This is a genomic window from Actinoplanes sp. DH11 (genome assembly GCF_020873875.1).
Taxonomy (GTDB): Bacteria; Actinomycetota; Actinomycetes; order Mycobacteriales; family Micromonosporaceae; genus Actinoplanes.
In genome coordinates this window covers 53,153-66,215 of record NZ_JAHWGU010000003.1, presented here as the reverse complement: position 1 = coordinate 66,215, position 13,063 = coordinate 53,153, and the positions used below count along the sequence as shown (strand labels likewise).

Here is a 13,063-nt window from a genome sequence, read left to right as displayed (position 1 = left end):
TACCGCGTCCACGGCTCAGGATGCCGGATGCCGGCGCGTCGATCAGCCTGCTTGATCGCCAGCGGCGGAGATCGTCAGCGTTGAGCGCCGGCGATGCGTAGGCGATTGCCGTCCGGGTCCGTCAAGTGGACCTCTCTCCCCCACGGCGCCTGTTCGACGGCGACCTGGAATTCGGCGGCCACCGCCTCGACATCACCGACGTGCAGGTACAGGAGCGTGTCCGGCCGGGCATCGTCGCGGTGCTCCGACAAGAAGATCTGCATCGGCCCACGTGAAACGCAGAGAAACAGGGGAAAACCGGGCTCGAAACGGTGCTCCCACTGTTTGGCGAAGCCGAGTCGCGCGTACCAGTCCGCCGCCGCCTGGGCGTTCTTCGTATGCAGGATGGGCGTGATCTTCTCGTCCATGCGGTCATCCTGGCAGACCTGTCATCGATGCCGCGGTCGTGGAGCAATCGGCTCGCACCGCAGTCCGGTGGTGTGACGTCCGGAGGCAACTGCGTCATACTCAGGAGTACCCGAGATAAGGATGTGTCCAGGTGATCATCCTCGTTGTTGCGGCTGTGGTCGTCCCGGCGCTGCTCATCGCGCTGGGCATGGACATCAATGCTCGTCGGCGGGGAACAAAGGCTTCACCACCGCAGGACCCGTTGGCCGCACCTCTCACCAAGCAGACGTTCTGGGGGTACGCCGCCGTCGAGTAGCGCGGTTGACGGCGCCGTACCGGAGATCAGTGGCCGGGGCAGCCGGTCAGATGGACTTGAGATCTGCTGCGTCGAGGACGCGAACGACGACCTGGGCGGGTTCTCCGGCCAGGCCCGCGCTGCCGACGCGCAGGCCGGCGACGAACCGCGGCGCCCGCTGAGGTGCCGCGGTTGTCTCGTCAGCGGTGACTGCTCCGAAGAGCCTGATCGCCCTCTTGGCGAGCAGGAAGTCCGTGTCGTCGGTGACCTCGATGACCAGGCCGGGTACGGACAGCCTCGGAACGTCGCGCAGCCGGTCGTACGGCGTACGGGGATGTGCCGCATGGTCCGCCAGCAACTCCTGGACCGTGCCGAGCTCGATTATCCCCTCGATGTCGACTCGCAGCTCGGTGCCGAACTGGTCCTGCCCCACCTCGGCGACTGCCATGGCTTTGACCTGCAGTGAGGGCCAGGTGCTTTCGTCGACGACGGTGACCGGCAGATTGGCTGCGGCACCCGACGGAAGCTTGAACGACAGGGGCACGCTGTCGAAGTCGTAACCGGTCACCCGTACCTCCAGGTCATCAGCCGTCAGCGGCTGCGATCCGGTCCAGGTCTCGCTGGTTTCGGTGAAACGGATCGGGCGCCTGGCGGCCGCGGTGGCGCCTTCCGCGATCACCTTCGCGTAACTGGGGAGCAGGCCGCTGCCGCGCCGATTGAGCGTGAGCAGGACCTGCGGTGCTGCGCTGTCGCCGCTGAAGCGGTCCGCCCAGGCCGATTCGGTGAACTGTGCGGTTCCGGAGACCGCGACGCGCTGCCCGACCAGACCCGCGGACAGTTGCTCGGTCACCAGGCGGGCCCGGATGTCGTGGGCGGTCCAGCCGAGCGGCTCCAACGCCAGGTTGTCGACGTCGACCGCTACCGGCTCGATGTTCTTGTCCACCACGACGGACCGTCCTCTCGCTCTCCCCCGCAGCCCGGGGCTCGGAACGGTATCAGCGATCATGCGGGCGGACAGCGCCGCAACAGTGCTGGCAAGATCACTGTAGCGACGACTGCCCGGGTCATGATCCGTACGGTCGGACACAGGAACACATCAGAGCGAGCGGATCCGGACGCGCCACTCGAAGGGCGGGGCATCGTTGCCGGGTCTGGCTAACGTCGATGCATGCCCGCCGTGGACGTCCGCCGTCTCGTTGATCGTCTGCGCCGCCGGTTGTCGATCCTGTTCGCCGTCGCCGCTCAGCGGGCGGACCGCCTGAAGCTGAGCCGGGGCACCGTCATATTCGGCGTGCTCGGCTGGCTGCTGGCCGTCAGCGGGCTCTACGCGCTCCACTTCTACGGCGCCGCTGAGGTACTGGTCGTGGCTGTATGGGCACTCGTCGTGGTCATGCTCGTCGCCGGTGCGTGGCGGCGACCGATCGATGCGCTTCTCGGCGCGGCAGTGCTGATCGCTTCCGTCGGCTGGGCCGACCATGCGATGAACGCGCTCTCCGGTGTGACGCGCTGGCTGATCCTCCCGCTGGCCGCGCCCTTCTTGGAGGGCGACTTTGCCAAGTCGGTACACGCACTGCTGTTCCTGACCGCGGTCACCATCGTGGCCGTGCGATGCACGTTTGCGGTGACGGCGGCGTCTGTCGCTGTCGCTGTGATGGTGCTGGCCGCGCAGCCGTACCCGGATCTGTTCGCCGGTATGGGGGTGAACCTAGGCTCGCTGGCACTGCCGGTGGCCTTCGGTTCTCTGGCCCGCCGGTGGATCGGCAACCGCGAACCGGTTGTTCACGGCCGGATGCTCGTCGCTCACGATCCCGCTCAGGCGCCGACCTCCGCGGCGGAGGCAACCGATCGGTCGTGGTCCGCTGCGCTCAGCGGTGTCTCCGTCGCGGTCGCGCTGGCGGGACTGCTGCTGTTCGTACCAATCCAGCTGGGTTACAACGCGTTCTACGGCAGTTTCGGACTCGAGCCGGAAGACATCGGTGTTGGATACGCCAAGGCGCTGACACTGCAGCTGCCGTGGCTGCTGCCAGCCGCGGCCGGGCTGGTAGCCGTGATCGCGGTCCTTGCCGTCTGCGGCGTAATACTGGTGCGCAGGCCGGGACCGGCGTGGTTGGTGAACCGGTACGCGGTCGCGCCGTCAGCGCCGATGCGCCGAGCGGCGGCGGTGCTGGCGGTAGCGATCCTGACTCTCGCCGGCATGTACGCCGCACGGCAGGTATCGGGTGCGCGGCCGGAGAACCTGGCAGTTCCGGTCGCACCTGGATCGTCAACGTTCCTACGGATCCGCACATCGGTTGTCGAAGTGCAGTGGACTGCCGACGGCCCGACTCCTGAGATTCCCGACCGGATGCTGCGCCTGGGTGCGTCGGACGGCATGACCGTGTTCTGGCATCCGGGCGGCCGGCAACTGCTCCGGCTGCCGACAGACTCTGTCGCAGTGACGACGCTTTCCAGCGGTGCGGGCGTCGTGGGTGAATTGCCGATGGCGCCGAACCGTCTGCGAATTCTCCCGGATGGCTATGTGTTTCCTCCTGTGCTGCAACTCGAAGGGTTGGCGCAGGAGTCTCCGGCTGTGCAGGCATGCGCGAGTCATGTCGCGAAGAAACGGCTCGGGTCGCTGTTCGCCACCGATCTCTCCGGGCAGCGTTTCTCCCGCACGGACGCGGTGACTGTCGTGCAGGGCCCGACAAATCGGATGTACGTGCTGTACGGGCCCGACTACCGGAACCTGAACGCCGAACTGCTGGCGGCAGGCTTTCCCGCCGAACCTCGCACCTGGTACCCGACGGACAAGATCAAGAAAGAAATGCAGTCCGCTACCAAAGCCGGAGCCGAGCTCATACCGTCAACACAGGCGTGCACCTTCGTACCGCCGCCGAAATAGGCTGCGCGGCTGCGGTTATGCGAACAGCCTGTTTTTAGCGGAGTCGCGGGTGCCTGAGGTGGCTGCTAACTCGTCAGGGACATCAAGAACTCGCCGAGGAGGTTCGCCAGGGCGCCGAGGGGGATGCTGACGAGCCACGAGATGCCGAGCAGCGCCGCTCCTCCTGCCACGAGCAGGAAACGAGGTACGTGCGCCTGCGTGGCGGGATGCTCCGCGGCCGGCTCGACCACGGCGTACCTAGCACCTGGGCACTGCCGTCCGGCGCAGCCACCAACTCCGCGCCGCAGCACCCCGCGTGCCGCGTGCACCCGGTCCGGGGCACAGGTGTTCGAGCGGGCAGGCAATACTTGCTCTCTGGCACAGAGGTGTGCCGGGATGACGGAGGGGTTGACGTGGCAAGGGTCGAGCTCGGCGCTGTGCTGGCTACCGCGCAGCGGATCGCCGAGACCACGATCGCCGCGGAGGCCGCGGTGGTGGACAGGGAAGCACGCTGGCCCAGGACCAGCATGAAGGAGCTGCAGCGGGAGCTGGGCGGTCTGGTCGTCGAGCAGCGCCTCGGCGGGCTCGGCCACGGCTTGCTGGCGGTGGCTCGCGTCGGCGAGGTCACCGGCCGCTACTGCGCGTCCACGTCGATCTGCTTCGGCATGCATCTGGTCGGCTCGGCGGTGCTGGGTGCCAAAGCCACCGCCTGGCACGAGCAGCGATATCTGCGCCCGATCGCCGCCGGCGAGCATCTGACCACGCTTGCGCTGTCGGAGCCCGGCACGGGCAGCGAGTTCTGGTTGCCGCAGACCCGCATGCACGACGACGGCGACGACGTCGTGCTGAACGGGACGAAGAGTTTCGTCACCAACGGCCCGCACGTCGACTCGTACGTCGTCAACCTGGCCGCGGGGGCTTCGGCCACCGGCAGTTTCTCGATGGCGGCACTGGACGCGGAGACCCCGGGAATGCACTGGGGACCGGCGTGGCACGGCTTCGGCATGCGCGGCAACGACTCGCGGTCGCTGCGGCTGCGTGACGTGCGCCTGCGCCGGTCGCAGCTGCTGGGCGAGCACGGTGACGAGATCTGGTTCGTGTTCAACGTCGTCGCCCCGTATTTCCTGATGGCGATGGCCGGCACCTATCTGGGTGTGGCAGCGGCGGCGTTCGACGTGGCCCGTGATCACCTCAGGCGGCGCCGGCACACCCACAGCGGTCGCCGGCTGGCGTCGGTGCCGGTGCTGCAGCACCGGCTCGGTGGGATGTGGGCTCAGGTCGAGCGGGCCCGGCGCCTGCTGTACTTCGCCGCGGAGGAGGCCCAGGCCGGTGGCCCGGCCGCACTGCTGGCGCTGTGCTCGGCCAAGGCGGAGATCGCCGACACCGTCGGGTCGGTCACCAACGAGGCGATGACCATCGTCGGCGGCATCGGGTACGCCGGCGAGGAGACGTTGCAGCGGCTGCTGCGTGACGGCCGCGCCGCGCACGTGATGTCACCGACCACCGACATCCTGCGCACCTGGGCCGGCCGGGCGCTGCTCGACGAACCGATGCTGCAGGAGTGACCGGCGTGTCGCGCCGGATCGTGGCCGTCGGCACCACGGCCGCCCCGGCATGGGCGGACGCCGGCCACGCCGGCACACAGGTGATCACGTTGCCGGTTTCCGCCGTGACCGTCGACGCGGTCACCGGATCGGTCAGCGGCCGGCAGGCGGACGACGTCGTCGTGGTCCTGGGCTCGCAGGTACCGGATCCGGCCGCAGTCGTGCACCGGCTGCGGCCCGGTACCAGCCATCTGGCGGTGATCATCGTCGGCCCCCCGCCGGCCGGCGGCATGGACGCGGTGACACTCATGATCGGCGAACGGGTCCGGCGCATCCATGAGGATCAGCTCGACCACGTGGGCCTGCTGCTCGACGAACTGTTCCAGATGCTGGCCACGCGGCGGCGGCACCGGGCGATGCAGGCCGGGGCGCAAGCACACCTGGCCGCGGCCGGCACACGTATCGAGTCCCGGCTCGGCGAACGGCTCTTCGGCGAACTGCTCAGCCGGGCCCCGATCGGCGCCGTCCTGACCGGCACCGCCACCGAACTGCTGGCCTGGAACGCCCGCGCCGCCGACCTGCTGGATCTGCGGGATCCCGGATCACTGCACACCGGGCTACCCGCACTGTTCGACGATCCGGGCGCGGTGGCGGGATACCTCGCCACCGCCCGGTACGACGCCGGCGACGGCACCAAGCCGGCCACCTTCCACCGCACCGCAGCTGACGGCGTCACCGGTCATCTACGGGTCACCGGGCAGCCCAGCATCGACGACACCGGCCGTACCCGTCTGCTCATCCTGATCGAGGACGTGACCGAACTGGTGGAAGCTCAGCGCGAGCTGACACTGCGCAGCCAGGCGGCCATCGCGTCCGCGCAGGTCGCGGCCGCGCTGACCGCCGCTGAATCCCTCGACCGCAAGCTGCATCGGTGCACGGAGGCCATCACCACCCATCTCGGCCTGACCGCCGCAGCCATCTGGACCGGCGGCGAGGGCACCGCTCCGTCCGCCTTGCGAGCCACCAGCGGGGCGGCGACCGGCATCACCGATGCTTCCGAGCCGGCGGCCGTACCCTCGCCGGGCGTACTCAGCTACCCACTGCTGAGCGAGAACCAGCGGGTCGGCGTGCTGAGCGTGGTGTACCCCGCAACGGCCGACCCCGCCGTGCTGGCGCCGTTGCCCGCCATCGCCCGGCAGATCGCTGTCGGCATCCGCCAGGACCACCTCAACGACAGTGTCCGCGCCGTGGCCGAGGCTCTGCAGCGTCCGCTGCTGCCACCGACGCTTCCGGTGATCCCGAACATGGATCTGGCCGCGCGGTACCTGCCGCACGGCGACGGCACCCGCATCGGCGGCGACTTCTACGACGCTTTCGCACTGCCCGACGGACGCTACGTGCTGGCACTCGGCGACATCCGCGGCAAAGGACCCGAAGCCGCCGCGGCAACCGGGCTCGTGCGGCACACCATCTGGACCGCTGCCCAGCACTCCCCCGACCCCGCGTACGTGCTGCCGCTGGTCAACCAGGCCCTGCTGCGGCTCGGCGACGCACGGTTCTGCACCCTCGTCTACGGGCTGCTGTCCGTCGGCGCACGTGGGTGCTCACAGTTGCAGCTGAGCTGCGCCGGGCATCCCGCACCCGTGATCGCCCGCAACGGCACGGCCCGCCTGGCCGACAGCCGGGGAACGTTGCTCGGGGCGACGCCCCGGCTGCGCCTGCACAGCGAGACCATCGCCTTGACCGCCGGCACGGCCGTGGTCTGCTACACCGACGGCTTCACCGAAGGCGGCGGCGTCTTCTCGCGCGAACCGGAGGATCTCGCCGCCGAAGTGGGTGCTCTGCCCGGCGGGACCCTGTCGGCCGCGGCGGTCGCTGATACGCTGCTTAACCGCGCCGTGAGCAGTTCTGCCGGTCCGGTCCGCGACGATCTCGCCTTGCTCGTCGCCGTGGCGACCTAGCCAGTCCCGTCGGACGGGCCCACGACGCTGCCTGCTGAGACTCCGGCGTGCGCGCCCCTGTCCGCGGCGAACGTCATGCCGAGGCGGACGTCATGACCTGATGCGGGAAGTGCAGTCTGACCGAGGTCCGGCCCGGTACGCAGTCGACGGTCACCACGTCGGCCAGCTGGCGGGCCAGCCACAGCCCTCGGCCGCCCGCGACCGCTGCCAGCGGATCAGGACGGAGGTAACCCGCGAGCACCGGGATCGGGCCGGCGCCGGCGTCGTCGCACTGCACGACGAGCGTGTCATGGTGGTGCCAGGCACGAACACGCACCGGCGGACCACCGTGTCGCAGTCCGTTGGTGGCCACTTCGATGACCGCCACCATCAGATCGTCCAGCGCCTCCCCGGCGAAGCGGTGCCCGAGCGCCCAGCCACTCACCGTCGAACGCAGGTCGGTGAGTCCGGCGACCTCGGCGACGGTGATGTCGTGGTCGACGTGCGCCGGCGGTGGCCGCATCACCGTGTCGCGGTGGTCGGCCAGGTAGCGCTCCGGTGGCAGGTAGTGCGAGGACGGGACGCGACCGGCTGGGGTGAGCTCGTGGGAGTGCGTGGTCCGGACGTCGCGCAGGACGCTCTCCGGGTGATACCGGCTGTCCCAGACGCAGGTGACTGCGGCACCACCCAGCGCATACGTGTGGTTGCACATCGCTTCATACGCCAGGTAGGCGGCAGCCCGGTCGGCCCGCAGAGCGGCGTCCACGCCGGTGACAAGATCGGGTTCGGCGACCACGTGGACCCGGCGGCGCGCCCGATGCGCGTCGGCCAGGTACCGCCGGAAGCTTTCGTAGGCGAAGCCCAGCCGCTGGTAGTGCTTGCCCACGTCGTCCCAGCGCACCGCCGCGGCGACGTCGCCGCCTTGATCAGTCAGCACACTGCGGGTGTGGTCACCGACCACCACCAGCACCTCGTCGTAGAGTGCGACCGACCGGCGCAGATCGGACACCAGCATGCTCAGGTCGCCGTCAGCGTCGACGACGAAAGCCGTGTGCACGAACGGTGACGGACGCGGCGCGGCAGCGGTCGCGGCGCCAATGGTCATGATCGGCAACTTCCCGGATGCTTTCCATCTTGGTGATCACGTGGGCTTCGCTACCGCTGTCGGCGCATCTGGCTGACGCGAAACAGCTGAAAGGGTGGCAGAAACATCGGTACCCTACCGGCTGAGGACTACACCGATGCCGGCACGGCAACGGCACCGCCGATCAGTGGCCGGCACTCCCGTCCTCGAGCCACCGGCCGATGCAGTGCAGCAGATCCTCCGCGTCCACCGGCTTGGTGACGTAGTCACTGGCGCCGGAAGCGAGACTCTTCTCCCGGTCGCCGTGCATGGCCTTGGCGGTCACGGCGATGATCGGCAGTCGCGCGTACTTCGGCATGGCGCGGATCGCGGCGGTGGCGGCGTAGCCGTCCATCTCCGGCATCATGACGTCCATGAGGATCAGATCGACGTCGTCGTGCTGCGCGAGTACCTCGATGCCTTTGCGGCCGTTCTCGGCGTAGATCACTTCCATACCGTGCAGCTCGAGGATGTTGGTCAGCGCGAACACGTTGCGCGCGTCGTCGTCGACGACCAGAACCTTGCGCCCGGTCAGCCGGCCGGCCGGCGCGTCGAGCAGGCCCAGCGTGGCCGTGCCCGGCGTCGGCGGCATGACCGGTGTGCCGGGGTCGACGGACAGGTGCAGGGTGATCCGCTCCCGAAGCTCGTCGAGGCTGGTGAGCATCTCCAGTGGCCGGGTTTGAGCAAGCGCCTGCAGCAGCGTGTCGTGATGCGGGGTCAGTGGATGGGTCCGGTACGCCAGGACCGGCAGGTGACGCAGCCTGGTCTCGTCGTGCAGCGCCTTGAGGAAGACCGAACCGCTGTCGGCCGGCATCGACAGGTCCAGGACGACCGCGTGGACGTTCTGGGACACCAGCTCGGCGATCGCCGTGTCCGCGTCGACGGCCGTGGCGACGTGCACGGCGCCGTGGGTGTCGGCCACCGCGGCAGCGGCGCCGCGCGCGATCAAGGTCAGTAGTCCGTGTTCGTCGGCTTCGAGCACCAGCAGCCGGCGGGTGGTGTCGCGATCGCGCGCCGACGGCTCGGCGACCAGTTCGGGCACCGGTGTGCTCGTCACCGGGTCGGCGTACGTGAAGACCGCGGGCGGTGCCGGTGTCTGCACGGGCATGAACAAGGTGAAGGTGCTGCCGTGCCCGAGGACGCTGGTCGCCTGGATCTCACCGCCGAGCAGGTATGCGATCTCCCGGCTGATCGACAGGCCGAGGCCGGTTCCGCCGTAGCGGCGGCTGGTGGTCCCGTCGGCTTGCTGGAACGCGTCGAAGATCGCGCTGAGCTGCTGTTCGGCGATACCGATGCCGGTGTCCTCGACCCGGAACGCCACCACGGTGTCGTACCCGGTCATCGATGCGGGCAACTCGTCACGGCCGGCGCGTTCGATGAACAGCTGAACCCGGCCCTTCTCGGTGAACTTGACGGCGTTGGACAGCAGGTTACGCACGACCTGCCGCAGCCGCTGCTCGTCGGTGTAGAGCTCGATCGGTGCGTTCCTGGCGACGGAGATCTCGAAGTGCAGATTCCGGGAGGTGGTCAGCGGACGGAACGTCGCCTCCACGTAGTCGACCAGGTTGCGCAGCCGGAACGCCTCCGGGGCGATGTCCATCTTGCCGGCCTCGACCTTGGAAAGGTCGAGGATGTCATTGATCAGCTGCAGCAGGTCGGTGCCCGCTGAGTGGATGACGGTGGCGTACTCGACCTGCTTGGGGCTCAGGTTGCGGGTCGGGTTCTGAGCCAGCAGTTGAGCCAGGATCAACAGCGAGTTCAGCGGCGTACGCAGTTCGTGGCTCATGTTCGCCAGGAACTCCGACTTGTATTTGGAGGCAAGCGCCAGCTGCTGGGCGCGGGCCTCGAGTTCCTGGCGGGCCTGTTCGATCTCGGAGTTCTTCGTCTCGATGTCACGGTTCTGCCGGGCCAGCAGCGACGCCTTGTCCTCCAGGTCGGCGTTCGAGCGCTGCAACTCCTCGGATCGGGCCTGCAACTCCTCGGAGCGGGCCTGCAGTTCGGCGGCGAGGCGCTGGGACTCGGTGAGCAGGACATCGGTACGAGCGTTGGCCACCATGGTGTTCACGTTGACGCCGATGGTCTCCATCAGCTGGTCCAGGAAGTCCTGGTGCACGTCGGTGAACGCGGTCATGCCGGCCAGTTCGATGACGCCCAGCGTCTGGTCCTCGACCACGATCGGCAACACCACCAGGTGCAGCGGAACCGCGGAGCCCAGGCTGGAGGAGACGGTGACGTAGCCGGCCGGGACGTCGTTGACGACGATGCGCCGCTTGGCCGCCGCCGCCTGCCCGACCAGCGACTCACCGAACGCGAACGTGCGGCCCGCGCCGCTGTGCCCGTAGCTGCCGACAACGCGCAGCCGGGCGCCCTCGGCGCCGTCGTCCACCAGCAGGAACGTGCCGAGCTGGGCGTTGACCAGCGGCGTCAGCTCGTTCATCACCAGGGCCGCGACGACCTCGAGATCACGGTGGCCCTGCATCAGGGAGGAGATGCGCGCCAGGTTGGTCTTGAGCCAGTCCTGTTCCTGGTTGGCGCGAGTGGTCTCGCGCAGGGACTCCACCATGAAATTGATGTTGTCCTTGAGTTCGGCGACCTCGCCCGAGGCGTCCACCGTGATGGACCGGGTCAGGTCTCCGGTCGCCACCGCGCTCGTCACCTCGGCGATGGCGCGCACCTGCCGGGTCAGGTTGCCGGCGAGTTCATTGACGTTCTCGGTCAGCCGCTTCCACGTACCGGAGACGCCTTCGACCTCGGCCTGGCCGCCGAGGCGTCCCTCGCTGCCCACCTCCCGGGCCACCCGGGTCACCTCGGCGGCGAAGCTGGACAGCTGGTCCACCATGGTGTTGATCGTCGTCTTCAGCTCGAGGATCTCGCCGCGGGCGTCCACGTCGATCTTCTTGGTGAGGTCACCCTGCGCCACCGCCGTGGTCACCTGGGCGATGTTGCGGACCTGGCCGGTGAGGTTGTTCGCCATGGAGTTGACGTTGTCGGTCAGGTCCTTCCACGTGCCCGCGACATTGGGCACCCGGGCCTGTCCGCCGAGCTGTCCTTCGGTGCCGACCTCCCGGGCCACCCGGGTCACCTCGTCGGCGAAGGCCCCCAGGGTGTCGACCATGGTGTTGATCGTCTGTGCGAGGACAGCCACCTCACCCTTGGCCTCGACGGTGATCTTCTTGCTCAGGTCGCCCTGGGCGACCGCGGTGGCCACCGAGGCGATCGAGCGCACCTGGCTGGTGAGGTTGGAGGCCATCACGTTGACGTTGTCGGTCAGGTCCTTCCACGTGCCCGCGACGTTCGACACCCGGGCCTGCCCGCCCAGCCGGCCCTCGGTGCCGACCTCCCGGGCCACCCGGGTCACCTCGTCGGCGAAGGCGGACAGCTGATCGACCATCGTGTTGATGGTCTCCTTGAGTTCCAGGATCTCGCCGCGCGCGTCGACCCGGATCTTCTGGGTGAGGTCGCCGCGGGCCACCGCGGTGGTCACCTCGGCGATGCTGCGCACCTGGGCGGTGAGGTTGTCACCCATGACGTTCACCGACTCGGTGAGGTCCTTCCAGGTGCCGGACACGCCCTTGACGTCGGCCTGACCGCCGAGGCGGCCTTCGGTGCCGACCTCCCGGGCGACCCGGGTCACCTCGTCGGCGAACGACGACAACTGATCCACCATCGTGTTGATCGTGTTCTTCAGCTCGAGGATCTCCCCGCGGGCCGCCACGGTGATCTTCTGCGACAGGTCACCGCGCGCGACAGCGGTGGCGACCTGGGCGATGCTGCGGACCTGACCGGTCAGGTTGCCGGCCATCGAGTTCACCGAGTCGGTGAGGTCACGCCAGGTGCCGGCTACGCCACTGACCTGAGCCTGACCGCCGAGGCGGCCTTCGGTGCCGACCTCCCGGGCGACCCGGGTCACCTCGTCGGCGAACGACGACAACTGATCCACCATCGTGTTGATGGTGCTCTTGAGCTCCAGGATCTCGCCGCGGGCGTCGACGGTGATCTTCTGTGACAGGTCACCGCGCGCGACCGCGGTGGTCACCTGGGCGATGTTGCGGACCTGGTTGGTCAGGTTGCCGGCCATGAAGTTCACCGAGTCGGTGAGGTCACGCCACGTCCCGGCGACACCGGGCACCTCGGCCTGGCCGCCGAGCCGGCCCTCGCTGCCGACCTCCCGGGCCACCCGGGTGACCTCGTCGGCGAACGACGACAGTTCGTCGACCATCGTGTTGATGGTGTTCTTGAGTTCCAGGATCTCGCCGCGGACGTCCACGGTGATCTTCTGCGACAGGTCACCGCGCGCCACGGCGGTGGCGACCTGCGCGATGTCGCGTACCTGGTCGGTGAGGTTGCCGGCCATCGCGTTGACCGAGTCGGTCAGGTCCTTCCAGGTGCCGGAGACGGCCGGGACCTCGGCCTGACCGCCGAGCTGGCCTTCGGTGCCCACCTCGCGGGCGACCCGGGTGACCTCGGAGGTGAACAGCGACAACTGGTCGACCATGCCGTTGAAGACGGTGGCGATCTCGCCGAGGACCCCGTCGGCATCCTCGGGCAATCGGGTACGGAAGTCGCCGTCGCGGACCGCGGTGAGGCCTGCGAGCAGTTGCCGCAGGTCGCGATCGGCGACTGCTGCGGTGTCCGCGTCCGTCGTCTGCCGCTGCGTCGCGGTCGCCGTGTCGGTCATCCGATCCGTCCTTTTCCGTTCCCTCACCGCCGCAGGCGTGAGCACCTCGTATCGGCGGTAAGTATGCACACGGCCGCGGGCCTGCATCGCACAGCCGTGCTACTCCCTCAGGCGACCCACGGATCAATGGCCAAAATCCGGTAGATCGCAGTGCGCATCCTCCGATCGGGTCTCGATCACCGACCGAAAGTATGGTTTGTGTACCGCGGCGTCATGGGCACAACTGCAGCGCAGTC

The 13,063-nt window shown here is 68.6% G+C and carries 9 protein-coding genes; 4 read left to right on the top strand and 5 right to left on the bottom strand.

Features of this window, described 5'->3' with window-relative positions; all coding sequences use genetic code 11:
- Positions 1-74: 74 nt before the first annotated feature.
- Complete coding sequence (locus LPA41_RS05300; protein ID WP_229068792.1) at positions 75-407, bottom strand: glyoxalase superfamily protein; 333 nt, start codon at positions 405-407, stop codon at positions 75-77.
- 131 nt (positions 408-538) lie between these two features.
- Between LPA41_RS05300 and LPA41_RS05295 the strand changes: the two genes are divergently transcribed.
- Positions 539-703 (top strand): hypothetical protein, encoded by a 165-nt coding sequence (locus LPA41_RS05295; protein WP_229068791.1) that lies wholly within the window; start codon positions 539-541, stop codon positions 701-703.
- 46 nt (positions 704-749) lie between these two features.
- On the opposite strand, the gene LPA41_RS05290 is transcribed toward LPA41_RS05295, so the two are convergent.
- Entirely contained in the window at positions 750-1,628 is an 879-nt protein-coding gene (locus tag LPA41_RS05290) for a hypothetical protein (RefSeq protein WP_229068790.1), read from the bottom strand.
- A 222-nt stretch (positions 1,629-1,850) separates the two neighbouring features.
- On the opposite strand from LPA41_RS05290, the gene LPA41_RS05285 reads away from it, so the two are divergent.
- Entirely contained in the window at positions 1,851-3,563 is a 1,713-nt protein-coding gene (locus tag LPA41_RS05285) for a hypothetical protein (RefSeq protein WP_229068789.1), read from the top strand.
- 65 nt (positions 3,564-3,628) lie between these two features.
- Here the strand turns inward: LPA41_RS05285 and LPA41_RS05280 are convergent, their stop codons facing one another.
- Positions 3,629-3,793 carry a hypothetical protein gene (locus tag LPA41_RS05280; RefSeq protein WP_229068788.1) on the bottom strand — a complete coding sequence of 55 codons (165 nt, stop codon included), beginning with the start codon at positions 3,791-3,793 and terminating at the stop codon, positions 3,629-3,631.
- Positions 3,794-3,955: 162 nt separating this feature from the next.
- On the opposite strand from LPA41_RS05280, the gene LPA41_RS05275 reads away from it, so the two are divergent.
- Positions 3,956-5,107 (top strand): acyl-CoA dehydrogenase family protein, encoded by a 1,152-nt coding sequence (locus tag LPA41_RS05275; protein ID WP_229068787.1) that lies wholly within the window; start codon positions 3,956-3,958, stop codon positions 5,105-5,107.
- The gene (locus LPA41_RS42670; protein ID WP_229068786.1) at positions 5,104-7,047 is read left to right on the top strand and encodes a SpoIIE family protein phosphatase; all 1,944 of its coding nucleotides are present in this window, start codon (positions 5,104-5,106) and stop codon (positions 7,045-7,047) included. Before LPA41_RS05275 ends, LPA41_RS42670 begins: the two co-directional genes overlap by 4 nt.
- 73 nt (positions 7,048-7,120) lie before the next feature.
- Here LPA41_RS42670 and LPA41_RS05265 read toward each other — a convergent pair whose 3' ends face one another.
- Entirely contained in the window at positions 7,121-8,131 is a 1,011-nt protein-coding gene (locus tag LPA41_RS05265) for an ATP-binding protein (RefSeq protein ID WP_229068785.1), read from the bottom strand.
- Between the two features lie 163 nt (positions 8,132-8,294).
- On the bottom strand, positions 8,295-12,827 hold the full coding sequence (locus tag LPA41_RS05260; protein WP_229068784.1) for a HAMP domain-containing protein: 4,533 nt from the start codon (positions 12,825-12,827) through the stop codon (positions 8,295-8,297).
- Between the last annotated feature and the right edge of the window lie 236 nt (positions 12,828-13,063).

What these genes read in the sequence shown, in the direction of transcription:
- LPA41_RS05265 (WP_229068785.1), bottom strand. Translation starts at nt 8,131, where the DNA reads ATGACCATTGGCGCCGCGACCGCTGCCGCGCCGCGTCCGTCACCGTTC.
- LPA41_RS05285 (WP_229068789.1), top strand. Translation starts at nt 1,851, where the DNA reads ATGCCCGCCGTGGACGTCCGCCGTCTCGTTGATCGTCTGCGCCGCCGG.
- LPA41_RS05300 (WP_229068792.1), bottom strand. Translation starts at nt 407, where the DNA reads ATGGACGAGAAGATCACGCCCATCCTGCATACGAAGAACGCCCAGGCG.
- LPA41_RS05260 (WP_229068784.1), bottom strand. Translation starts at nt 12,827, where the DNA reads ATGACCGACACGGCGACCGCGACGCAGCGGCAGACGACGGACGCGGAC.